General features: G+C 68.7%; 23 protein-coding genes. 8 read left to right on the top strand and 15 right to left on the bottom strand.

The window, feature by feature from the left end; translation table 11 throughout:
- Positions 1-7: 7 nt before the first annotated feature.
- Positions 8-1036, bottom strand: coding sequence for a substrate-binding domain-containing protein (locus C8D87_RS21920; protein WP_112228144.1), 1029 nt, complete (start codon positions 1034-1036; stop codon positions 8-10).
- Positions 1029-2222, bottom strand: a complete 1194-nt coding sequence (locus C8D87_RS21915; RefSeq protein ID WP_112228143.1) for an MFS transporter — start codon at positions 2220-2222, stop codon at positions 1029-1031. Before C8D87_RS21915 ends, C8D87_RS21920 begins: the two co-directional genes overlap by 8 nt.
- Between C8D87_RS21915 and C8D87_RS21910 the strand changes: the two genes are divergently transcribed.
- On the top strand, positions 2124-2675 hold the full coding sequence (locus tag C8D87_RS21910) for a helix-turn-helix domain-containing protein (protein ID WP_112228142.1): 552 nt from the start codon (positions 2124-2126) through the stop codon (positions 2673-2675). The genes C8D87_RS21915 and C8D87_RS21910 overlap by 99 nt on opposite strands.
- Positions 2676-3488: 813 nt before the next feature.
- On the opposite strand, the gene C8D87_RS21905 is transcribed toward C8D87_RS21910, so the two are convergent.
- Positions 3489-4622 carry an HNH endonuclease signature motif containing protein gene (locus tag C8D87_RS21905; protein WP_112228141.1) on the bottom strand — a complete coding sequence of 378 codons (1134 nt, stop codon included), beginning with the start codon at positions 4620-4622 and terminating at the stop codon, positions 3489-3491.
- Positions 4623-4939: 317 nt separating this feature from the next.
- On the opposite strand from C8D87_RS21905, the gene C8D87_RS21900 reads away from it, so the two are divergent.
- From C8D87_RS21900 to C8D87_RS21890, 4 genes are read left to right on the top strand one after another with little or no spacing between them, the layout of a single operon-like run.
- Positions 4940-5863, top strand: a complete 924-nt coding sequence (locus C8D87_RS21900; protein WP_233442228.1) for a TIGR01777 family oxidoreductase — start codon at positions 4940-4942, stop codon at positions 5861-5863.
- A gap of 1 nt (position 5864) precedes the next feature.
- Positions 5865-6116 carry an SH3-like domain-containing protein gene (locus C8D87_RS48935; protein WP_211337469.1) on the top strand — a complete coding sequence of 84 codons (252 nt, stop codon included), beginning with the start codon at positions 5865-5867 and terminating at the stop codon, positions 6114-6116.
- Positions 6109-6375, top strand: coding sequence for an SH3-like domain-containing protein (locus tag C8D87_RS48930; RefSeq protein ID WP_215732419.1), 267 nt, complete (start codon positions 6109-6111; stop codon positions 6373-6375). The genes C8D87_RS48935 and C8D87_RS48930 overlap by 8 nt, the downstream gene beginning before the upstream one ends.
- Entirely contained in the window at positions 6368-6958 is a 591-nt protein-coding gene (locus tag C8D87_RS21890; protein ID WP_112228139.1) for a nitrile hydratase subunit alpha, read from the top strand. Before C8D87_RS48930 ends, C8D87_RS21890 begins: the two co-directional genes overlap by 8 nt.
- Before the next feature lie 48 nt (positions 6959-7006).
- On the opposite strand, the gene C8D87_RS21885 is transcribed toward C8D87_RS21890, so the two are convergent.
- The 5 genes from C8D87_RS21885 to C8D87_RS21865 all read right to left on the bottom strand — a co-directional run bounded on the left by C8D87_RS21885 (position 7007) and on the right by C8D87_RS21865 (position 12475).
- Entirely contained in the window at positions 7007-8425 is a 1419-nt protein-coding gene (locus tag C8D87_RS21885; RefSeq protein WP_112228138.1) for a serine hydrolase, read from the bottom strand.
- Positions 8426-8498: 73 nt separating this feature from the next.
- The gene (locus tag C8D87_RS21880; protein ID WP_146771823.1) at positions 8499-8960 is read right to left on the bottom strand and encodes a hypothetical protein; all 462 of its coding nucleotides are present in this window, start codon (positions 8958-8960) and stop codon (positions 8499-8501) included.
- 34 nt (positions 8961-8994) lie between these two features.
- Positions 8995-10224, bottom strand: a complete 1230-nt coding sequence (locus C8D87_RS21875; RefSeq protein WP_112228136.1) for an MFS transporter — start codon at positions 10222-10224, stop codon at positions 8995-8997.
- Positions 10225-10281: 57 nt separating this feature from the next.
- Positions 10282-10743, bottom strand: a complete 462-nt coding sequence (locus tag C8D87_RS21870; protein WP_112228135.1) for a DoxX family membrane protein — start codon at positions 10741-10743, stop codon at positions 10282-10284.
- A gap of 70 nt (positions 10744-10813) precedes the next feature.
- Positions 10814-12475: a peroxidase family protein gene (locus C8D87_RS21865; protein ID WP_112228134.1), complete on the bottom strand. Its 1662-nt coding sequence runs from the start codon at positions 12473-12475 to the stop codon at positions 10814-10816.
- A gap of 377 nt (positions 12476-12852) precedes the next feature.
- Between C8D87_RS21865 and C8D87_RS21860 the strand changes: the two genes are divergently transcribed.
- Complete coding sequence (locus C8D87_RS21860; protein ID WP_109638541.1) at positions 12853-13194, top strand: STAS domain-containing protein; 342 nt, start codon at positions 12853-12855, stop codon at positions 13192-13194.
- Here the strand turns inward: C8D87_RS21860 and C8D87_RS21855 are convergent.
- Together C8D87_RS21855 and C8D87_RS21850 are read right to left on the bottom strand one after the other, a co-directional pair.
- On the bottom strand, positions 13184-13648 hold the full coding sequence (locus tag C8D87_RS21855) for a zinc-binding dehydrogenase (protein ID WP_215732418.1): 465 nt from the start codon (positions 13646-13648) through the stop codon (positions 13184-13186). The genes C8D87_RS21860 and C8D87_RS21855 overlap by 11 nt on opposite strands.
- Before the next feature lie 83 nt (positions 13649-13731).
- The gene (locus C8D87_RS21850) at positions 13732-14286 is read right to left on the bottom strand and encodes a chorismate mutase (protein WP_112228132.1); all 555 of its coding nucleotides are present in this window, start codon (positions 14284-14286) and stop codon (positions 13732-13734) included.
- 9 nt (positions 14287-14295) lie between these two features.
- Here C8D87_RS21850 and C8D87_RS21845 point away from each other — a divergent pair, with 9 nt between their 5' ends.
- The gene (locus C8D87_RS21845; protein WP_109638538.1) at positions 14296-14652 is read left to right on the top strand and encodes an RNA-binding S4 domain-containing protein; all 357 of its coding nucleotides are present in this window, start codon (positions 14296-14298) and stop codon (positions 14650-14652) included.
- On the opposite strand, the gene C8D87_RS21840 is transcribed toward C8D87_RS21845, so the two are convergent.
- From C8D87_RS21840 to C8D87_RS21830, 3 genes are read right to left on the bottom strand one after another with little or no spacing between them, the layout of a single operon-like run.
- Complete coding sequence (locus tag C8D87_RS21840; RefSeq protein ID WP_112228131.1) at positions 14649-16031, bottom strand: DUF4419 domain-containing protein; 1383 nt, start codon at positions 16029-16031, stop codon at positions 14649-14651. The genes C8D87_RS21845 and C8D87_RS21840 overlap by 4 nt on opposite strands.
- Entirely contained in the window at positions 16009-16905 is an 897-nt protein-coding gene (locus C8D87_RS21835) for an NAD-dependent protein deacetylase (protein WP_112228277.1), read from the bottom strand. The genes C8D87_RS21840 and C8D87_RS21835 overlap by 23 nt, the downstream gene beginning before the upstream one ends.
- 53 nt (positions 16906-16958) lie before the next feature.
- Complete coding sequence (locus C8D87_RS21830) at positions 16959-18656, bottom strand: cellulase family glycosylhydrolase (protein ID WP_112228130.1); 1698 nt, start codon at positions 18654-18656, stop codon at positions 16959-16961.
- 304 nt (positions 18657-18960) lie between these two features.
- On the opposite strand from C8D87_RS21830, the gene C8D87_RS46060 reads away from it, so the two are divergent.
- The gene (locus C8D87_RS46060; protein ID WP_170166530.1) at positions 18961-19110 is read left to right on the top strand and encodes a hypothetical protein; all 150 of its coding nucleotides are present in this window, start codon (positions 18961-18963) and stop codon (positions 19108-19110) included.
- Here C8D87_RS46060 and C8D87_RS21825 read toward each other — a convergent pair.
- On the bottom strand, positions 19103-21172 hold the full coding sequence (locus tag C8D87_RS21825) for a fimbrial biogenesis chaperone (protein WP_146771822.1): 2070 nt from the start codon (positions 21170-21172) through the stop codon (positions 19103-19105). The two genes, C8D87_RS46060 and C8D87_RS21825, sit on opposite strands and share 8 nt — an antisense overlap.
- Positions 21173-21276: 104 nt before the next feature.
- Complete coding sequence (gene bla, locus C8D87_RS21820; protein WP_112228128.1) at positions 21277-22155, bottom strand: class A beta-lactamase; 879 nt, start codon at positions 22153-22155, stop codon at positions 21277-21279.
- Positions 22156-22213: the final 58 nt, after the last annotated feature.

Below are 22213 nucleotides of genomic sequence, written 5' to 3'. Positions count from 1 at the left end.
TTTTGCGTCAAGAAACGTTCAAACGCTCAGTCGATGACCGGACCTTCAACTCGGGCAGCAGCTCAACGCGTTCCGCGCTCTGACCCGGGTTGCGCAGCTGCCGCAGGAGCAGCTGGGCGGCCACCTGCCCCACCTCGGTCTTGGGCGGCGCGACCGCCGTCAGCGGAATGCTGCCGAGTGCCGCGACCACGTCGTCGTACGCCACCACCGAGCACCGCTGCGGCACCTTGATCCCGGCGTCCGTCAGCTGCTGGACCAGCATCAACGCATCCACGTCGCCGTGCAGGATCGCGGCCGTCGCCCGATGTGCCCTGAGGATGCCGACGAGCCCGGTGTCCGGTGAGCTCCCGACCGTGATGGCGTCTTCGAGGTCCTTGGAGATCTCCTTGAAGGCTCGCCTGAGCGCTCTCGCCGTCGGACTGTCGTCGCGCGCGGCCAGCACGATCCGCCGGTGGCCGAGATCGGTCAGGTGCTTCACGGCCAGGTGCACGCCGTACCAGTGGTCCGAGCACACCGAGTTCATCGCCCTGAGCCGCCCGCTGGGCCGGCGTTCCATCAGCACCGTCGGCACACCGGTCTCGGCGAGCCAGTCGTCGGCCGACTCCTCTTCGCAGGTGCGCCACCGCGGTGCGATGAGCAGACCCTGGACCGGTTCGGCGAGCGCTCGTTCGACGATCGGTTTCTCCGCGCCTTTGACCTGCGGCGCGATGTGCAGCACGACCCGCATGCCCGCTTCTTCCAGAGCTTTGCGCGCGCCGTTCATCGTCTCGTACAGGTACGCGTGCCGCTCCGGCACGACCAGCGCCACCGCACCGTTCGCCGGTTTCACCGGCTGCGGATGCTGAACCGGGCCGAGCGACCGCGCGACACCGTGCCCTCGGCGCAACTTGCCGAGCCTGGCCAGCTCCTCGACGTCACGCCGGATCGTGACGATCGAGACGTCCAGCTCGCTGGCCAGATCGCTCACCTTGACCGTGCCCCGCGACGCGACGACGGCCAGAATCCGCTGCCGCCTCACCTCGCCGGGTTCACGCATGGGAGTCCGCCTGTTCGTTTGAGCGTTTCGGCGCGAGCATAACCCGAGGAACGGTCACAGCGCCGACCAACGCCCCGACCGCCGTGATCACAGCAGCACCCATGGCCGCGAAGCTGAGCGAAACACTTTCCGCGACCCACGGCCCGACGATCGCCCCGATGAGCGTCGCCAACGCCTCCACCGCGAGGAACACCGCACTGATCCGCCCGAGGTACTCGTTGTCCGCCACCCTCTGCAACGCCGTCTGCGGCGCCACCACCGTGATCGATCCGAACGCGCCGATCACCACCGCGGCGATCATCGCGATCCCGAGTTCCTGGGCGCTGAACAGAACCGCGAACCCGCCCGCCGTCCCCAGTTGCGCGCCCGCGAGCACCGTCCGCAGTTGCACCCGATCGAGCCATCGAACTGCGACCGCCCCGGCCAGGAAACCGACGCCGAGCGCCGACAGCACCATGCCGACCTGAGTGCTGCCACCGAGGTTCCGCACCCCGAACGGCACCAGCAACGCGCTCAACGCCGCGTTGGCCGCCAGGAACACACCGGTGAGCGGCAACAACGTCCGCGCGAGTTTCAACTCCCCCAACGCTTTCAGCCCAGCCTTCAACCCTGATCGTCCTGTTTTCTCGGAGGATCTCCTGCGAGTGCAGGCGATCGCCACGGCCGAGACCAGGTAGCTCGCCACGTCCAGTCCGATCAGGACCTCGAAACCGGCCCACACGAGCAGAACTCCCCCGAGCGGCGGCCCGACCAGCCGCACCACGGCGTCGGTGGCGGCGTTCCACGAGTTGGCGCTGCTCAACGCGCGACCAGTCCCCACCACAGCCGGCACGTGCGCCTGAGCCGCGGGCCGGAACACCACCGCGCCAACGCTTTCCGCGATCACCGCGACGTAGATCGCAGCCGGCGTCCCGATCAGCATCACCGCGACAGCGCCGGCGCGGAACACGTCTGCCGCGATCATCACCCGCCGCCGGTCCCAGCGGTCGACGAGCACGCCGGCCATCGGGCCGAGCAGCAACGCCGGCAGGTACTCGGCGGCGAGTGTCAGGCCGGTGGCGAACACCGATCCGGTCAGCGCGTACATGTGCGCCGGTACCGCCACCACCAGCAACCACGATCCGAGCAGGCTGACAGCCCGTCCGGTCCACAGGAACCGGAAGTCCCTCATCCCCCAGGCACTCATACTCACAAGATAGAGACAGGCGTTCTGTGTTCTGTCAAGATAGGCTTCGTGGACTCTCTCGGACCGACGCTTCGTGCCCTTCGTCAGGCCAGCGGGCGCACTGTCGCCTCGGTTGCCGCTGATGCCGGGCTTTCCGTGCCGTACATCGCGAACCTTGAGAACGGGCGCGGCAACCCGACCACCGGGGCGCTGGCGCGGTTGGCCGGTGCGCTGGGGACCGAGTTGCGCATCTCGTTCGGGGAGGGTGCCGAGGAGGCGCCTCCGCCGGTGCCGCCGTCGCTTGTCCGGGTGGGGCGGAGTGAGCGGTTTCGGCGGGTGGCGGCTGAGATCGGTGCTGATCCGGCGGATGTGGTTGCTGCGTTGGCTGCCGTTGGACGGGTGGTGGACGCGGGTGAGCAGGATTGGTGGCGGGTGTTGGACGCGATGGTGCTGGTGGCTCGGCATCCGGTCTGACGGGTGGGCCGCCAGTGGGGCGTGGGTGGGCGTACGTGGCGGGCGCACGTGGAGGGCTGGCGTGCGTGCGTTGGCGGGCGGGAGTTGGCGGGCGGCGCAGGTCGGTGGCGTTGGTGACGTTGGGGTTGGGCGGTGGCGCGGATCGGTGGCACGGGTTGCGTTGGGGTAGAGCGAGTAGCGCAGGCCGGTGGCACGGACTGCGCTAGGCAGAGCGAGTAGCGCGAATTGCGTTGGGCAGGGCGGGTGGCCCGGGTCGCGGTTTGGGCGGCTTCGCCGACCCGGCACATGCCCTCCTTCGTCGGGCGTGTGCCGGACCGAGTTTCTGTGGTCGGGTTCCGTAAGTGGTTGCGGGGCGTGGGCATGTGGCGTGCGGGTGGCGGCAGTTGCGTAGGTGGTCGCCAGGGGTCGGGTTGCGCCCTAGACCGACGCGGGTGGAGCCGGTCGCGTTGGCGGCCACCAAAAGGACGGGTTGCGCCCCAGGCCGATGTGGTTGGGCCGCCGGTTGCGCGGGCAGTCGCCAAAAGGGCCGGTTGCGACCCAGACCGATGCGGCTGGAGCCGGTTGCGTTGGCGGGCGCCCAGAGGGGGCGGGTTCGACCCAGGCCGATGCGGTGGAACGCCGGTTACGCCGGTGTCCCCAAGGGCGGGTTGCAACCCAGACCCATGCGGGTAGCGCTGTTGCGTTGACGGCCGCCAGAAACGCGGGTTCGACCCAGGCCGATGCGGTGGGACGCCGGCTGCGTTGACGGTCGCCAAAGGCCGGGTTGCGATCGAGGGATTTTCCTTGGATCGCAACCCGTTCGTGGGGCGGGGGTTAGAACGGTGGTGGGTCGCCCAGTACCGGTTCCGGTTCGCGTTGGTAGGTCTTTCCGGCGGGGCTGCGGAAGTAGAACCTGCCGGGTTCGGGTTGGCTGACTTCCCAGGCCGTGCGGTGCTTGACGCGGTGGTGGTGGCGGCAGAACGGGCCGAGGTTGGCCTCCGAGGTCGGCCCTTCCGGGAACGGCACCGTGTGGTCGAGGTCGGACTTGTACGCGGGCCGCATACAACCGGGGAACCGGCAGGTGCGGTCCCGCGTCCACACGAACCGGCGCAGCTTCGCCGGTGGCCGGTAGGTGCTGGTGCCGAACTCCAGCGCCTCACCCGTGGTCGGGTCGGTGAGCAGCCGCCGCCAAGTCGCGTCACCGGCCAGCTCCCGCGCCAGGTCGGCGCTGATCGGGCCGTACCCGGCCAGCTCACCCGGCTGCTCCGACAACCCCAGCAGCGTCGCCGCCGACACGGTCACGTACAGCTCGACCTTCACCGCGCTGGTCTTGTCCGGGGTGGCCAGCAGCAGGTCCGCGACCACGTCGGCGCGGATCTGGTCGAGGGTGCGCGGGTCGGCCGGGGTCTGCAGGCCGCGGGCGATGGTGTCCACGCGCTCATAGCACGCGGTGGCCCGCGCGGCCGGGAGATAGGCCCAGAACTGGGCCATGCCGTCCTCCGGCGTCACCGACAACCCCGTGCACCGCTGCGCCTTGCGCAACTCGGCCCGGTCCTGGTGGCCGTCGGGGTCGACGCGCATCACCACCCGGCTGGTCAGCTGCCGCAGCTGCGCGCCGGTCTTGCCCTCCGCCTTGGCCAGCACCAGCTCCTCCGCCTCCGCCGCCAGCTCAGACGACAGCGGCACGGTCTTGTCGTGCACGACGCGGGCCTTGTAGAGGTCGATGTCACCCTTCTCCAGGGCGTCCAGCGTGCGCGGGAGTTTGGTGGCCAGGTCCAGGGCCAGGGTGATCTGGTCGGTGGTCCAGCGTGAGGTCCACCGCATCCCGGCCGCGATCTCGGCGTCGAAGAATTCCTCGCCCTTGCACGCGATGGCGTAATCCGCGAGGATGCGCAATCCCTGCGCCTGATGATAGGCGACTTGTTTCTCGTGATAGGCGAGAGCATCGAGAACCTCGACCGCTTCCATGCCCACAATTCTATTCGAGATCAAAGACAACAAAGGGGGACGAGCACTACACCATCGAGTGAACCAGCAGGTCAACCATCATATGGCACCGTGCGCACAAACTCTCTCTAGACGCCACGCAACCACTAGCAACCATCTACGCAACCGAAACACAAAGAAAGCAAACAGACCACGCCCCGCAACCACCAACAAAAGCCGACCACAGAAATTCGGTCCGGCACACGCCCGACGAAGGAGGGCATGTGCCGGGTCGGCGAAGCCGCCGAACCCGGACTCTCAGGTTCAGCGGGCTAGCGTCGCCACCGAAGGGGGCGATGATGATGAAGATCGTGATTCCAGGCGGCACCGGCCAGATCGGTGGCGTGCTGCGCAGGGCGTTGACCGCGGCCGGTCATGAGGTGGTGATCGTCAGCCGTGGCAGCGGCGTTCGGTGGGACGGGCGGACGCTCGGGGCGTGGGCGAGTGAGATCGACGGCGCGGACGTGGTGATCAACCTGGCCGGGCGGAGTGTCAGTTGCCGGTACACGCGGGAGAACCTCGACGAGATGATGCGGTCGCGGGTCGAGTCGGCGCGGGTGGTGGGGGAAGCGATTGCTCGGGCCGCCAGGCCGCCGAAGGTGTGGTTGCAGATGAGCACGGCGACGATTTACGCGCATCGGTTCGACGCACCCAACGACGAGGCGACCGGGATCGTCGGCGGGGACGAGAAGGGCGTGCCGGGGTACTGGGGGTTCAGCGTTGAGATTGCCAAGAACTGGGAGGCCGAGCTCGAGAAGGCGGACACTCCGGAGACCCGCAAGGTCGCGATGAGAGCTGCGATCGTGATGAGTCCGGACCGGGGTGGGGCGTTCGACTACCTGTCGTGGCTGGTGCGGCTCGGGCTTGGCGGAGCGGTTGGCGGTGGGAGGCAGTACGTGTCGTGGATTCACGACGACGACTTCGTGCGGGCCGTTGCGCTGCTGATCAGGGAGCCGATCGAGGGTGCGGTCAACCTCGCGGCGCCTGGGCCGTTGCCGCAGAAGGACTTCATGCGGGAGTTGCGAAAGGCCTGGCGCGTGCCCGTCGGACTGCCGGCGAACCGGCTGATGGCGGAGGTCGGGGCGTTCGCGATCAGGAGTGACACCGAGTTGCTGCTCAAGAGCCGGAGGGTCGTGCCGGGCAGGCTCGAGGAGGCCGGGTTCGAGTTCCGCTTTCCGAACTGGGCCGAGGCGGCGCAGAATCTGGTTGAGCGCAGGAGGTGAGATGCCGAGGATCAACGACGTCGGCGGGCAGGACGGGTTCGGGCCGGTCGAGGAGGAGTTGGACGAGCCCGCGTTCCACGCGGACTGGGAGGCGCACGTCTTCGCGATGAACCGGGCGCTGGTCGGGCGCGGTGTCTACAACCTGGACGAGTTCCGGGACGCGGTTGAGCGGACGATGTCACACGAGTCGTCGTACTACGAGAACTGGTTCCGGGCCATTCAGACGCTCCTGAAGGAGAAGGGGCATGTCTGAGCGGTTCCGGGAGGGTGACCGGGTGCGGACGTCCGCTGTGGACCCGGATCATCACACTCGGCTGCCCGGCTACGCGCGTGGGCGGGTGGGCGTGGTGATCGGTGATGACGGCGTGCATCCGCTCGCGGACCTGAGGGCGCGGGGGATTGAGCGGCCGCAGCCGGTTTATCTGGTGCGGTTCACGGCGCGGGAACTGTTCGGGCAGGGGGATCACACGGTGACACTGTCTCTTTGGGAGGAGTACCTCAGCGATGAGTGACGATCACGACGACTCCCCCATCGCCGCGCGCGTTCGCGAGCTGGAGGCGATCCTGGAGGAGAAGGGGTTGCTGGACGCGACTGAACTTGACCGGGCGTTGGAGGCGTTCGCGCACAAGGCCACGCCTGCCAACGGGTTCCGGGTCGTGGCACGGTCTTGGGTGGACGAGGAGTTCAAGGCGAGGCTGCTCGAGAACGCGAACGAGGCGTTGCCCGCGGTCGGGTTGTCGATGGGCGGCGGGCTTCAGGTTCAACGGTTGCGGGTCGTGGAGAACACCGAGAAGGTGCACAACGTGGTGGTGTGCACGCTTTGCAGCTGCTATCCGATCGCACTGCTCGGGCCGTCGCCCACCTGGTACAAGAGTCCGGCCTACCGGTCGAAGGTGGTCAGCCATCCGCGGGAGGTGCTGGCGCAGTTCGGGTTGGAACTGCCCGCCGACACGGAGATCCGGGTGTGGGACGCGAACGCCGAGTCGCGATACATGGTGCTGCCGCGGCGGCCTGGGGGCACCGAGCAACTGTCCGAAGAGGAGCTCGCGACGAAAGTGACGCGCAACGGGCTGATCGGCACCGCGGCGGTGTGAAAAAGGGCCGCCTCCACAGACGGGAGACGGCCCTTTTCGGTGCCAGAACTACATGTTCTTCATGATGTTGTCGATCGCCTTGCCGAGCTGGGCGTACTTCTGGGTGTACAGCACGGGGAACACGCCGGGCGGGTCGGCCGGGCGGTTGGCGTCGACGTAGTCGGTGCCGAGGTTGCAGAACACGACCACGATGTAGTTGCGCTTGTTCTTGCCGCGGAACGACTTCACGATGCCCGCGTCTGAACCGGTGGTGTCGACCCAGCCCGTCTTGTGGGCGAAGGTCACCTCGGCGGTCTCGTTGCACGGGCGGACGTCACGGTCGTAGACCGCGTCGCCGACCTTCACGGTGCCGTCCGGCCTGATCCAGCGCGACGGAACCTGCTGCGGCAGACCCTGGGTCGGGTAGTCGCGGCCGCACCAGTTCGAGGTGGACAGCATCTCGTTGTGGCCCTGGCCGAGCAGCGTCTCCTGGAAGAACTTCCGCGAGGAGAGCGACAGCTCGTTCCTGGTGACCGCCTTGCCCTTGCCGGTCGTCCACAGTGCACCGGGGCCACCGCCGTTGATGAGCAGCAGGAGCTTCGCGGTGTCGAGGCCGCTCATGTTCGAGCCGATCCAGCGGCCGCCGTTGCCGGGAATGGTCTCGGTGACCATGAGCGTGGGCATGCCGAGGTTGACGAACGTCTGGTTGACGTGGTCCCACGCGTTCAGATCGTGGATCATCTTGATCAGCGCGCAGGTCGACTCGTTCTGCGACTTCGTGATCATCTCGTCGAAGTGCTGACGGATCTTCTTCACCGACTTGCCGCCGCACGCGGGGCGCACCGGGTTCGGGTCGTAGACGTAGTCGGCGTCCAGGTCGACCTTGCCCTCGTCGGCCAGGCGCAGCACACCGAAGCCCACCATCAGCTTCAGCACCGACGCCGGGTACGGCGAGGAGAAGTCGATCGGCGCGTTCTCCCGGCCGGCCAGCACGTCACGCGTGCCCTTGCCGCCGTTGACGTCCCACTCGGTGTCGTCCCACCAGCGGTAACGAACCTGGTCGGTCGACAGTCCGGGCTTCTTGACCGGCACGACGACGCCGTTCGGGTACTGCGGGCTGAGCAGCACGTTCGCGACCTGCTTCGGCCGGCCGTACTCGTTGAGCTCGATGATCGCCGCGTCCATGTTCGGCGTCTGGTGCAACGGCTTGCCCGCTGCCTCCGCCGACATCGTCATCCGCGCCTGGGCCTTGTTCATCAGCTCGGCCGGGCTCGGGTCGTACTTCTCCCGCTGCTCCGCCGACCGCGCGGTGGCGAGGGTCGCCTCCGGCGGCGTCAGGTCGATGACGTCCTTGAAGTTCTGCGCGACGATCGCCTCACGCAGACGCTCCGCCAACGAGTGGTCTTCCGCGGAAGCCACGGCCGGTGCCAGGGTGGCACCCGTCAGCGTGAGCGCGGTGCACAGCACGGTGAACCGCTTGAGCTTCATTCACTCCCCCAGTCGAGTGGATCTGAAACAGTTGTACTTTATCATTCGCATCGCGCTGACTTCGTAGTCCCTTCTACGGAGATCCGCACGTTTCCGGTCTCAATTCGCCAAGCACGCAGGCTCTTGGCACGGTGATCACGAACGCCACACCGGTGATCGACTCGTCGGGCCGGAACACCCGCGCATCGTAACCAGCAAGCGCTTTCCGGGTTGCCTCGGGCGAGAAGTCACCGGACGCGCACACCCGCTCGAGCACCGGCCGGATCTTGGCGGCGAGCTCGGTTCCCGCGACGTTTCCCTCTGGCGGCAACGGCTCCCGCACCACCTTCGGGATCAGCGGGGCAGGCACCGCCCGCACGGTGGCGGGGTCCGGCGTGCAGGACTTCGGAGCCAGGCTCGTGGGTGCCGGTTGCGGCACGACCACCGCGTGTCCAGAGGGCACAGTCGTCGTAGGCGGTGGCTGCGTCGCCACCTCACCCGCGCCGCATCCGGCGCAGAGCAGCAGAACGGCCAGTGTCCCCAGCGCTCTCCCCATGCCGCGCACTCTGGCACAACCCGGACGGTGACGGTCAGCGGACCGCCTGAACCGCTGGAGCGTTCTCGACGGACCGCACCGACGGGGAGGCGACCATCGCCACCGTCGCAAGCGCTGGGATCGCGGCACAGCCGAGCAGCGTCGCCGTGATACCCGCGGCGCTCGACACCGGCCCGACCACGAGTTGGGCCAGCGGCACGGCCGCGAGCGACCCGAGCATGTCGTAGGAGTAGACCCGCGCGAGTCGTTCGCCCGGCACGTGGTGCTGGAGCGAGGTCTCCCAGGCCACCCCGAACTGCTGCATGCACGCGCCGCAGACGAACGAGGCGACCATGAGCAACCAGGGTTCCGGGTGGAGGGCGAGCGCCAGCGGCAGTCCCGCGAACCCCATCACGAATGCCACGCCGAACAGGAGCAGGCGCCGCGCGCGGATGCGCATCGCGACGAACGCTCCGGCGAGCATGCCCGCGGTCTGCGCTGACAGCACCAGGCCCCACGTCTCGCGCCCGATCACGGTGTCCGCGATGACCGGGCCGAGGACCATCGTGCCGCCGGCGTAGGCCGCGTTGACGAAGAAGAAGGCCACGACCACGCCCCAGACCCAGGTCCGCGACACGAACTCGGTCCAGCCGAGCCGCAGCTCGGACAGCACACCCGGCTTGTGCTCGGCGGCGACGCGGGCGGCCGGCACGCGCACGAAGGAGAAGGCGAGCGCGGCCAGGCCGAACGACAACGCGTCCACCACCAGGCCCCAGCCCGGTCCGGCGAACGCGATCAGCAGGCCGCCCAGCGACGCACCCGCGATCATCGAGGAGTTGAGCGCGAGGCGCAGCAGGGCGTTGGCCCGTTGCCGGAGCTCGGCAGGCACCGTCTGCGGAACGAGTGCCGCGGAGGCCGGGAAGGAGAAGGCGGTCGACATGCCGTTGACCGCCGCCAGCACCACGAACGCCGGGATGGACACGGTTCCGGTCAGCACCAGGACGGCGAGCAGGGCCTGACTGGCCATGGACACCGCGGACGAACCCACGAGCACGTACTGGCGGGGCAGGCGATCCGCGACGACACCGCCCCACAGCAGGAACACGACGTTCGCGATCGAGCGCGCCGCCACGACGACACCGAGTGTGGTGATCGACTCGGTCACGTCCCGCACGGCGAACACGAGCGCGATCTGCGCCATCGCGCTGCCCGCCATGGTCGTCGCACGGGCCGTGAGCAGCCAACGAAAAGCCGGATGCGCCAATGGCGCGAATGAGCCCCCCATGGTCGGAAAGTACCGCAGCGGGAGCCGCCCGACCTGGGGGATCGAGCGGCTCCCGCGCTATCGCACCCTCGGGTGCGATGAGGCGATGACCACCGCGGCGGCGACGGTCACCAGGTTCTTCAGGATGTACTGGGCTTCGAAGGACGCCTGCAGCGGACCGGTCCACATCTCGCCGGGGAACAACCCCAGCGGTGTCGACACCAGCACGACGTGACCGATCAGCAGGACCGCGCACAATCGTGGTGCGCGGAAGCTCAGCAGAACCAGTGCGATCCCGATTTCGGTGATCGCGGCACTCAGTCTCGCGAAATCCCCGTGGATGATCCCGAACGTCAGCGCGGAGACCGTGCGTTCGACGAGATCCTGGGCAGGGCTGCCACCGGGAAAGAGCTTCAGCACGCCGAACCAGAGGTACACGACCCCGAGTCCGATGCGCAGCAGTGGAATTCCGGCGCCACCCGCGAAACGGGTGAGGCGTTCTTCCGTGCTTTCGCGGCGTGTGGTTTCTGGACGCAACATCAATCTCCCTCTCCTGTCCGGCTGCCACCACCCAGCCGGACAGGACGGACGAGGAAGATCAGTTGTCGGGCTACGAGTCCCCGAGGGGGTTCAGCAGGTCCGCCTTGCCTTCGAAGGCGAACAGCATCAGGTCGACCATGCGGAACGTGCTGGAGTCCGGGCCGAGCGTGGGCCGCCAGTACGGCGAGCGCACGATCGAAATCCGGCTGCCCTCCATCGCGCGGTGGAAGACCTCCGCGGTGATCCGCCCGCCGACCGGGCCCATCAGCCCGTTGTTGAACTCCGCCTCACGCAGGACGTAGAACCACAACGGCGTCGCCTCGGCCAGCTCCGCCTTCTGCTCCTCGGTCAGCGAGTCGAGGTTCGCGCCGCCGTTGCCGGTCAGGATCTGCTCGGCGGTGAGCGGCTCGGCCCCGAACAGCTCCGCGATCTGCTGACCGGTGGCGAGCTCCATCATGTTCGCCCTGGTCAGGTTGCGGAACGCGAGGTTGCGCTGGATCTCGGGGAACTGCGTCCCACGACCGCCGAACGTGCCGGCCGGCAGCCCACGCAGCGGGTTCACCAGCAGAGTGTCGACCCGCTTGGTGACGTTGCCGCCGCCGGACTCCGCCGGTGGCACGAGGTCGTCCCGGTCCGCCTCGGTGAAGTCGTAGAGGCGGCGGAAGTCCGCGATCCAGTTGCTGGGCAACGTGAAGAGCTCGCCCCTGTTCACGTCGTCCAGGTCTTCCGGCGCCTGCGAAGTGGGGTCGAAGTTGCCGGCGGTGCCGGTGAACACGAACAGCAGGAACAGCGTTCCCGCCAGGCCGGCGGGCGAGTTGAACACGCGGTTCCACTCGTATTCCTCGCGGATCATGCTGTGGCCGAGCCGGTAGGACGCGACCGAGAACTCGATCGGCATCGTCGGCGTGTTGTCCCGGCCGTAGTGCCTGCCGGGCACCTCGAAGAACCTGCGGCCGTTGGTGAAGACGTCGTCCACGATCGCCGGGTCGACGATGCGCGGCAGGAAGTCCGTCTTCAGCATCCACTGGTAGTGCCGCACCACGAGTTCCTTGGCGGCGCGGAACAGCCGGTCACCGGTGAGGCCGGTGAGCGCGAGCTCGTCGACCACGCGGTTGTGGAAGCGGATGAACGCCAGGTGAGTCTGCGCGATCACCAGGTTCTCGTCGTTGCGCGGGTCCGGGATCAGCGGCGCCCGCCGATCCGCCGGCGTGCCCGCGGTCCCTCCGCGGCGCGGCAGGTCGAAGCCCTCGAACGGAGGGAATCCCGGCCCCAGCGCGGTGGTGGTGCCCATCTTGAGCTTCACGCCGTCCTCGGCGTAGAAGATCTGGTCGTCCTTGTCGCGCGGACCGCGGCCGTAGACCGAGTCGAGGTCCAGCGCCGGTGAGCGGCCCTGCATCAGATCGTCGATGTTGACGTCCTGGCCGAGCTGCGACTCGGTGCGGTCCATCGTCAGGTCGTGGTCGACGAACTGGCCGAGGTAGGTGAACCCCGCCGGCACGGCCGGGTTCTCCGAGTCGGGCTGTGCGACCTCCCGCCCCGGCGTCATCGCCAGTGCCAGCGCCTCGCGCAGTGCCTCGTCCGTCCGCGGGCCCTTCGGCCCCAGCCGGGAGAAGCGGAACCTGCGCAACTCCTCCGCCGTGGAGGGCTGACGCGTGGTGGCCTCACCTTTGTCGTCGAATTCCAGCACACCTTCGCCCACGACGAAGAAACTGTCGCGCACGTGCCTCTTCATATATTCCCCCTGTATCCCCTCTTACCCAGGCGACCTGTTCTCCCCAACAAGCACCTGCCCCACCGCCAGTCTCCAGACGGCCTAAATTGTCGTCGAAGCTTTTGGCTACAACCAAAAGGTCGTCACACAGCGGATACGAGGTGGTCCGGAATATTCGTGAACACCGGCAGTTCCGCCATCTCGGCAGCAAATATCTCAGCGGCCGTGTGGTACACCTTCGCGTCGAATCTTTGATCTTTTCGGCCGGAGCGTCCGGCACGGGCACGTGGCCTCCTTCGCGATCTTCTGCGAGAGAACCCCTGGTGTGCTTGACCGAACAACTTGAAAACCGGTCAGTGGACCGGTTTCGTTCCACGCTGCCCGGGTAACTCAGCGGGATGCTCGTTGTCACGGTCACCGAGTCGACGCCTGCCTCCACCACCCTCGTGGTTTCCGGGGAGCTCGACACCTCTGGCGCGGAACGGCTGCTCGCCCGGCTCGACCGCCTCCTCGACCAGGGCCACCGCTACGTCGTCCTGGACCTCTCCGCCGTCACCTTCTGCGACTCCAGCGGAATCAGCGCACTTGTGCGCGGACACGCCCGTGCCTCGGCCGCGGCGGGCGGGCTGCGGTTGTCCGCCGCGTCCGCACAGGTGACACAGGTGCTCGAGATCTCGGGCCTCGCCAGGATGCTCGGCCTCAAGTCCACAGTGGACAGTATGGACGCCGTCACACCGTGACGACGAGCTTGCCCGTGGTGTGTTCCCGGACGAGGTCCGCGCACGCCCTCGGCCCTTCGCCGAGGACGTAACGGCGTCCGATCGTCGCGGGCAGCGCACCACTCGTGGCCAGTTCGGCCACCTCGCGCATGCCACCGAGCCGGACGTCGAGGTCGAGCACGAACTCCACGTCGATGTCGTCCCGGCCCCGCACGGGCAGCGGGTGGGTGATGGTGAACAACCTGCCGCCCGTGCGGACCGCTCCAGCGATCCCGGCCAGCCGATCACCAGGTAGCGCCAGGTTGAACGCCACGTCGACCTGGCGCGGACAGGCGTCGGTGTAGCCGATGGTGTCCTCGGCATCGAGGGCGCGCAGCAGATCGGCGTCCGCGGCGGTGGCCGTGGCGACGACCCGCACACCCGCGGCGGCGAGCAACGGGACCAGCGCGGTGCCGACACCGCCCGTGGCACCCACGACCAGCGCGGTCTCGCCACGTTTCGGTCGCGCCGTCGTGACCAGCGCCCACCCGCTCCCCCAGCCGCCTCCCGCCTGACCGTCTACTTCGAACAGACCGGCCGCATCGCCTCGGCCAGCGCGTTCTCGTGCAACGGGTCGAGGTGATGCAGCACCACCGCCGACCGTTCCGCGAACGTCGCGTGGATCTCGCACCTCAGCGTGGGCTTGCGCAGCTGCTCGGTGTCCTTGAGCTCGTTCAGGATGTCGGTGGTGAGGCGGTCGAGGATCGGCCGCACCTCGGTACCGAGGTCGGGGCGCCTCGACGGGACCTCCTCCGGGTGCTCGGTCCAGCGCGCGTAAAGGCCGCGTTGCACCAGCTTGTTCGCCTCGATCTGGGCGCGGAAGAACCTCGCTGCGTTCTCCGGGTCGAGGCTGAGCTGCGCGGCCTTGGTGCGGACGGTGTCGAGCACCTGCTGTTCGCGCGCCGGGTCGTCGATCGGCTGGGGTGTGCCGAACTTGGCCGCTGCCACCAGATCGGCGACCTGGACGCGCTTCACGGCGAGGTCGGTGAGCTCACCGAGCGGGCCGACGGGGGTGAGCGACGCGGCGAGGGTGAGTGCGACCGCCAGGATCTTCATGATCTCCGAGAGTGCCATGATGTCGGGGTGGAGTCCACGCGCATCGACCGTTGGCTGTGGGCGGTCCGGCTGACGAAGACCCGCCCGGACGCCGCGGCGGCGTGCCGTGGCGGCCACGTGCGCATCAACGACAAGCCCGCGAAGCCCTCCACGGTCGTGGTTCCGGGAGACCAGGTCCGTGCCCGTGTCGGGGACAAGGTCCGGATCGTCGAGGTCGTCCGGGTGATCCAGAAGCGGGTGGGTGCGGCGGACGCGGCCACGTGCTTCATCGACCGCACTCCCCCGCCACCGCCGGACATCCCGATCGCGCGGCGGGACCGGGGTGCCGGGCGGCCCACCAAGCGCGAACGGCGGGTGCTGGACCGCTTCCGGACCCAGAACTAGAGGTCGGCCAGCTTCTTCACCTCGAGGTGGGAGATGTCGCCGCCGGAGTCCATGGCCGCGTCGAGCAGGTGGGCCAGGGACGTGCCGAGCACCGGCACGGTCGCCGGGTCGTCGCCGTCACGCAGCACGATCCAGTACGAGTCGAGGGTCTCGGCGATCCTCCTGCCGTCCGCGAGGTCGAACAGCACCTGGGCGTCGTGCCGGCCGGACCGCACGTAGGCCGTCCCGGTGTGCGGGCGCAGTCGCCAGGCGCCGCCGAACAGGGAGGCCGAGCCGATCCGGTTGTGCAGGGCGATCGCGTCGCCGCCACCGGACGGTCCGAACCCGCTCTGCACCGGCGGGGTGGTCTCGTGTTCCGCCACCAGCCGATCGAGCACGGTCTCGATGTCCGCGGGCGCTTCGACGAGCACCCAGCCGGCCACCGGGCGGAGCGCGCCGTCCGGGTCCTGTGCCACGCCGACCAGTCCCGCGTCCACGGCCACCACGCGGTTGTCGTGGAGGTCGTTGACGTTGATCGTGGCGCGGCACAGCGTGTTGGGCACGTTGCTCGTGCTGATGCCGGTGTCGGTCCGGTCGCGGGGCTCGCTGAGGCGCAGGTCGAGCATGGGATTCGGCTCACCGGTCGTGCCGCCGATCGCCAGGTACGGGTAGAACCGGGTGATCCAGCCCGTCACGATCTCGCCGCCGTACGCGTCGGCCGGGTTGTAGATGCGCTGCCAGAACGCGGTGTCGTGGCGCCCCTGGGAGGCTCGCACGAACTCGTCCATGATCGGCGCGAGCGACCGGACCCACTTGCCAAGGCCGAGAACGCCGAGGTCGTCGACGCGGGCGCGGATCTTGCGCCAGTCGTCCACCGTGCCGGTCAGGGTGATCGACGGGATGCCGCAGACGCACATCATCCAGAACGCGTAGTACGGCGAGTAGGCGTCCATCAGCGCGACGCGGCCCGCTACCCGTTCGACATCGGTGCTGGTGCTGAAGTCGCACTCGAACGTCGTGTCGCCGATCTGCTTCGCGAACAGTTCCACGACGTGGGCCCATGACTGCGCGTCGGCTGGCATCGGGCCGTCGACGAAAACCTCGAGCCGCTTCTTGCCGTCGTGGCTCACGAGCAGCTGGCGGAGTTCCTCGGCGTGCAGCTTCACGTGCTGCGCGACACCGCGGGCGATGGTCAGCCAGATGGCGTCCGGGGTCAGCACGAGTGGACGGTGCTCGGCGAACGCTTTCGCCACGGCGCTCATCAGCGGGTGGACGCCGTCGGGTTTCAGGACCTCCGCATCACCGCCGGCCACGAGCGCGTCCGGGAAATGCGCGGCGAACGGGCTCGTGGGCAGGGCGTCGGTGACGGGCGTGACGTCATCGACCGGGAAGGTCACCATTCCCGGACTGTAGAACGGCGTCCGCGAGTTCGGTGAGCGATTTGCCCAACGGCAGGTCGACGCGCAGCGTCGCGAACGCGTCGCCACGGGTCTCGCCGCGGTTGATGATCACGACCGGGAGGCCGGCCTCGAACGCGCGCCGCACGAACCTGAGGCCGGACATGACCGTCAGGGAGGAGCCGAGGACGAGCAACGAGCGCGAGTTGTCGACGAGCGAGTAGCACTGTTCGACGCGCGGACGCGGGACGTTCTCGCCGAAGAAGACGACGTCCGGCTTGAGGACGCCGCCGCAGTCCAGACAGCCGACGACCTCGAAGCCGCGGACCGCTTCCTCGGGGAGGAAGACGTCGCCGTCCGGGTTGATCTCGTCCGTGGTGGCGGCGAAGTCCGGGTTCGCCTCGCGCAGGCGGCGGTCCAGGTCGATGCGCGGTGAGAGCGCCCTGCAGTCCAGGCAGATCACGCGGTCCAGGCCGCCGTGCAGTTCCACGACGTCCCTGGAACCCGCGGCCTGGTGCAGGCCGTCGACGTTCTGGGTGATCACACCGGACAGCTTCGGGCTCAGCCGGGTGACCGCGTGGTGGCCCGCGTTGGGGTGGGCGCGGGCGATCGTGCGCCAGCCGACGTGGCTGCGGGCCCAGTAGCGACGGCGGCCCGCAGGACTCGTCGTGAACTCCTCGTAGGTCATCGGGGTGTGCTTGCGCAGGGACCCGCCCTCACCGCGGTAGTCCGGGATGCCGGACTCCGTGGAAAGGCCCGCGCCGCTCAGCACCAGCACACCACCCTCGTCGACGATCGGGACGACGTCGGCGAGGGTGGAGGTGCGCGGCAGCGACGGGCCTGAGGATGACCAGGTCAGAGTAGGTTTCGTGCGCACTGTGCCAGTTTACGGAACAAGCTCACGTGCCCCTTGCCGCTGAAGTTCGACCGTCACCAGCCCTGGTACCACTGCCGCAGCTCTGCCTCCGCTGCCGCCGTGTTGCCGCCTGAGGCAGCCGTGACCAGCGCGAACTGTCGTCCCGAGCCACCACGGAGCAGGAGCTTGTCGCCCTGCACGCTCGACGACGCCGAGCTGATGACCAGCGGCGAGCGCAGCGACCCGGGCAGGTGGAGCTCGGTCGGCGCCGAGCCGCCGTTGGAGTCCCACACGATCACCGCGAACGGCGCCGAGCCGACCAGTGACCTGACGTTGGCCAGCGGGATCTGCTGCCACGTCTGGTAGGCGCGGTCCTCGTAGGCGAACGCCAGCGTGGTGCCCGCGACGGCCTGCGGGTAGACGCGGTCGACGAGGGCGCGTTCGACGGTGAGCACCGGGTTGCCGGACGCGTCGAGCTTCACCGCCGAGAAGTGCTCGTCGTTCATGGCGTCGCCGTCGGTCATGACCTTGTTCGGGTTGTCGTTCATCAGCTCGCGGTGACGGCCGTAGTTGATGTCCCAGTGCCACTGGCTGCCCGAGATCACGCTGCCGCGCGGAGACGACCACCAGCGGGCGCCCGGAGCGGTCGAGTCGAGGCCCTGGTAGATCCCCTTGAGCACCGAGGAGAGCTTGTCGGAGGTGTTGCCGGAGACCGGGTGGCCGAACTCGGAGACGATCGAGGTGGTGCCGAGCGCGGTGGCGCGGTCGCGGATCGTGCGGAACGCCTGGGTGTACTGGCCGTCGCCCGCCTTGCCCGGCATCAGCAGGCCCGACTGCGCCTTGCCGTCGTAGAAGTGCGCGTTGAACACGAACCGCTCGCCCAGTGTCGGCACCAGTGCGAGGCCGCCGGGTTCGGCGAAGAAGTCCACGTTCTGGTTCCAGAACACCAGCGGCTCGACGAACGCGGGTTTCGCGGCCCAGCCCGCCTCGTCCATCTCAGCGCGGAAACGCTGGTAGAACGGCATCAGGAGGTCGCGCTCCCACTGCTGGGAAGTCTGGCCGTCGTCGTACTTGCCCGCGTAGGGCTCGTTGAGCGGGTCGACGCCGACGACGAGCTTGAACTCGTTCGCGGGCAAGGCTTGCTTGACGTGCTTGAGCGCCTCGCCGGCCGCGTTGACGAACGAGTCCTGCACGCCGTTGCGGTTGTGCCAGAAGTCGTAGGTGGCCGCGGTGACGGCGTTGTTGTTCTTCATGTTCTGGCCCCAGTGGAAGCAGAGGCCGCACGACTCCTTGGGGTAACCGCTTGCCGCCCACGCGGGCGCGCCGTCACCGGTGTACCAGCTGTCCTTGTTGAACAGGTACCGCGAGTACAGGTCCTGGTGGAAGTCGAGGTAGACGCGGAGCCCCTGATCGGTGAACGCCCGCAGCTGTTGCGTCACCCCGTCGAGGTACGCGCGGTCGATCTGGCCGCGCTGCGGTTCGATCCACGCCCACGTCAGCAGGAACCGGACGGCGTTCGCGCCGGTCAGCTGCTTCATCGCGCTCGCGGACTTGCGCGCGTCGGCGACCGAGGCGAACGGGAGGCCGCGGTACTCGGCGAGCTTCGCGGTGCCGGAGACGTTGAAGCCGCGCAACACGACCTCACGGCCGTGCTCGTCGCGGAACACCCCGCCGGACACGCGCAGCTCGGAGCCGTCGAACGACTCCGCTCGCACCGGTGTGATCACCAGTGAGAGGAGGAACAGGACTGCCAGGAGCACCGCTCGCCGCATCGCCGCCGCCTTTGCCGAACGTGAACGAGATTCGCGTTGCACGGTAGTCCACGACCTCCGCATTCGACTAGGGTTGCGAACGCGAAGGGGGATCGCACGGCAAAACCGGTGCACAACACGTTGAGCGCGTTCGAATCATTCGACGATCGGCCCGCCCTGTTCGACAGTGGCGTCGAATTCACGTACCGGGAAAGGCGCTCGCAGAGATCAACCGGTCCGCGCACACCCTGACGCGGCACGGCGAAGTTCGCGGCTCAGATGTGCTCGGGCTGCGGTTCGTCGCGATGGACCCGAGGCGCGCACGGTGCTGGAGGGTGAGCCGCCCGAGCTGTACGGGCGGATCGGACCGGCCGTGGAGGAGCTCAAGGCGTCGGGGCCCTGGGACTCCTCCCGGCCGCTCGTCGAGTTCTACCGCCCGCACACCGTGATCGAGCTCTGGGTGCCGGTCACCTGACGCTCGCGGTCAGCGCGTCCACCTGCAGCCGCGTCGAACCCTCCGCCCGCACGGCGATGCGCACGGACCTGGTCTCGTCGCGCAGCCGCACGTCGGACTGCTGGTGCCGCAGGTAGTTCAGGCCCGCGGTGCCGATGGCGACCGGCTCGGTCAGCGTGCTGGCCACCTCGCGGCCGGCCGGGTCGAGCTCGGTGATCACGAGCCTGGCCGTGCCGTTGCCGCGCAGGATCGCGTTGGGTGCAAGGGTTCCGGGCCGCACCGGGACGGTCGCGCTCAGCTCCAGGGTCGTCGGCTGTGCTGACGTGGCCTCGCGCGGTGCGCCGCAGTCGGGCACGAGGCTCCAGCGGGAGCACAGCACGCCGAATCCCGGCTTGGCGCGGTCTCGGGCGAGGTAGCCGAAGGCGATGCTGTTCGGGTGCGGTGGCGTGCGCGGGTCGTCGTAGAGCTCCCAGGCCATCGTGATCGGCACCTGGAGACCGTCCGTCGTCTGCAGCGTTTGCCCGGTGTAGTCGGCTTGTTCGCGCTCCTGCTGCTCGCCCGGCGCGCTCTTCCCGATCTCACCGACGATCACCGCGCTGGCCGGGAACTTCTCCCGGAGCCCGCGCACCGCCCCGTCGAGAAGATCCAGGTTGCCGTAGCCGTGCACGTCGACGAAGTCCATCGGCTTGCCGACGAGCGCGGCCGCGAGGTCCGCACCGTCGGTCGACGCGTGCATCACGGACACTCCGCGCTTGCCCCTCGGCGCCGCTGTGCGGTCGTATACCATTGCCACGTAAGCACTTTGCAGGTTCGACTGGTTGCCGCGCACACCGGACGTCTCGTTCTGCAGGTCGTAGTACAGCACCGCGCCACCGGGTTCGAGCGCGGTGATGTAGGTGTTCATCCAGTTCGCGCTGGTGATCGCGAACTCGGCCCACTTCTTGCGGCTGTCCGCGGTGTCGTCCCAGTTCGGGTTGGTCAGCCAGCTGTTGGCGAACGCCACCACGAGCCGGATGCCGCGCTGCTTCGCGATCCCGGCCAGGTCGGCGAGGTTGCGGGCCTGCGCCGCCGCGTTCGTGCTCTTCTCCGGCCACAGCACGACCCTGGCGACGGTGCCGCCGGTGGAGGCCATCACGTCGAAGTCGTGCGCGACCTGGGCGCGCACCTGCGGCCAGACCGCGTCGTCGAGGTACTCCTGGTACCGCTTCTCGTGCTCCGGCAGGTAGTCGAAGCCCGCCCAGCCGCGACCGTCGCGCAGGATCGTGACGCTCGCGTGCGTCACGACCTGGCCGCCTTCGTAGACCCGCACGACCTTGCGGTCCGCGCCGCGCGTGCTGATCGCGGCCGACCCGCCGCTGAGCACGGTCTCGGTGCCGTCGTCGTTGACGAGCCGTGCCTCGCCTCCCGTCCAGCGCACGGTCGCGGTGCCGTTGCCGTCCGGGTCGACGACCACGGGCCGGTCGAAGGACGCCGTCGCGCCGGAGTCCGCGGTGACGACGAGGGTGTCGAGGAGGTGCTCCTGGCCGGTGCCGGACCAGAGCGTGAACACCGTGGTGCCACGGCTGATCCAGGTGATCCGGCCGGTGCCGGACGGGCCCTGCGCGTACAGCTTCTGCGGATTTCCGTTGTGCGACACCCACACCTGGGCATCGCTCAGCTCCGTGGCCCAGGACAGGTCGATCGTGCCGGTGGTGCCGGGTGCGAGCGCGAGGTGCGTGCGGTCGGCGCTCAACCGTCCTGGCAGGCGTCCCGTGCTGCTCGTGGTGCCCAGCACGGTGGCGAAGTTCGGGCCGCCGCGCAGCTCGAACGTCGTCGTGGTGCCGGCGTGGAGGTACGGCCAGGTGGCGCTGCCGTTGACTTCGTGCCGCCACAGCTTGGCGGCCTTGCCGGTCTCACGGATCCAGATCTGGACCGTCTGGTTGCCGTCGGTGTGCCAGCTGACGCCGACGGACGCCGTGTTCTGGCCAGGCGGCAAGGTGACCTCCGCCGCGGACACGCTGATCTGGTTGCTCGCGTGCGCCGGTGCCACGAGCGTGGCCAGCAGCGCGAAAGCGAGCACGATTGCTTTCCCCCAGGTGCTCATGCGCTCCATCTGACCAGATGAAGGGCCTGCGCGTGGGGTGTTTCAGAGGTTGTCGCAGAGCGCGCGGGCCGGCCGGTGCCGGCCCGCGCGATCGTCTGTCACGATCAGCTGAACGTCCCCGCCACCAGCTCGGCCGTCTTGGCCAGCAGCGGCTCGTCTGCGGGCGCGTCCTGGACGGACTTCGTCGACAGCACGGCGATCACGATCGGCGACCGTCCCGGTGGGAACGCGATGCCGACGTCGTTGGTGGTGCCGTACTTGCCGGTGCCCGTCTTGTCGCCCCAGCGCCAGGCCGTGGGCAGTCCGGCACGGATGCGGTTGCCGCCCGTCGTGTTGGCCAGCAGCCACCTCGTCAGCTGGTCGGCGTCGGCGCGGTTCAGGGCGTGGCCGAGGGTGAGCCTCGCGTAGCTCTGGCCGATCGCGCGCGGCGACGTCGTGTCGGTGACCCGGCCCGGCTCCGCCGAGTTCAGGTCGGGCTCCCAGCGGTCCAGGCGCGTCACCGGGTCGCCGATCGAGCGGCTGAAGCGGGTGATCGCCGTGGGGCCGCCGAGCTCCTTGAGCAGCAGGTTGGCCGCGCAGTTGTCGCTGTAGGTGATGGTCGCCTCGCACAGGGCGGAGACGGTCATGCCGTTCGCGAGGTTCTCCGCCTTGCCGGTGATCGGGCCGTAGCCGGACTTGGTGACGTCCTCCTGCGTGTAGCGGATCACCTTGCCCAACAAGGCGCCGTTGTGGTCGCGGCGCAGGATCGCCGCGGCCGCGATGGTCTTGAACGTCGAGCACATCGGGAACAGCTCATCCGCGCGGTGCAGCACCGTGCGGCCGCTGCCCGTGTCGGTGGCGAACACGCCGAGGCGTGCGCCGTGCTGCTGTTCGAGGTCACGCAGCTTGCCGCTGATCGACGACGCCTGTGCCTGGGCGGGCACGGCGACGGCCAGCGCGGCACCCGCGCCCAGTGCCAGAACCGAGCGACGGTCAACAACCAACGTCCTGTCCCCCTTCTTGTGGAACTCTCCACCTGTCAGGACGCGCGGGAGATCAACT

This window comes from Lentzea atacamensis (assembly GCF_003269295.1).
GTDB classification, from domain to species: Bacteria; Actinomycetota; Actinomycetes; order Mycobacteriales; family Pseudonocardiaceae; genus Lentzea; species Lentzea atacamensis.
The sequence above is the reverse complement of the archived record's forward strand: the minus strand, read 5'-3'. Positions and strand labels throughout refer to the sequence as shown.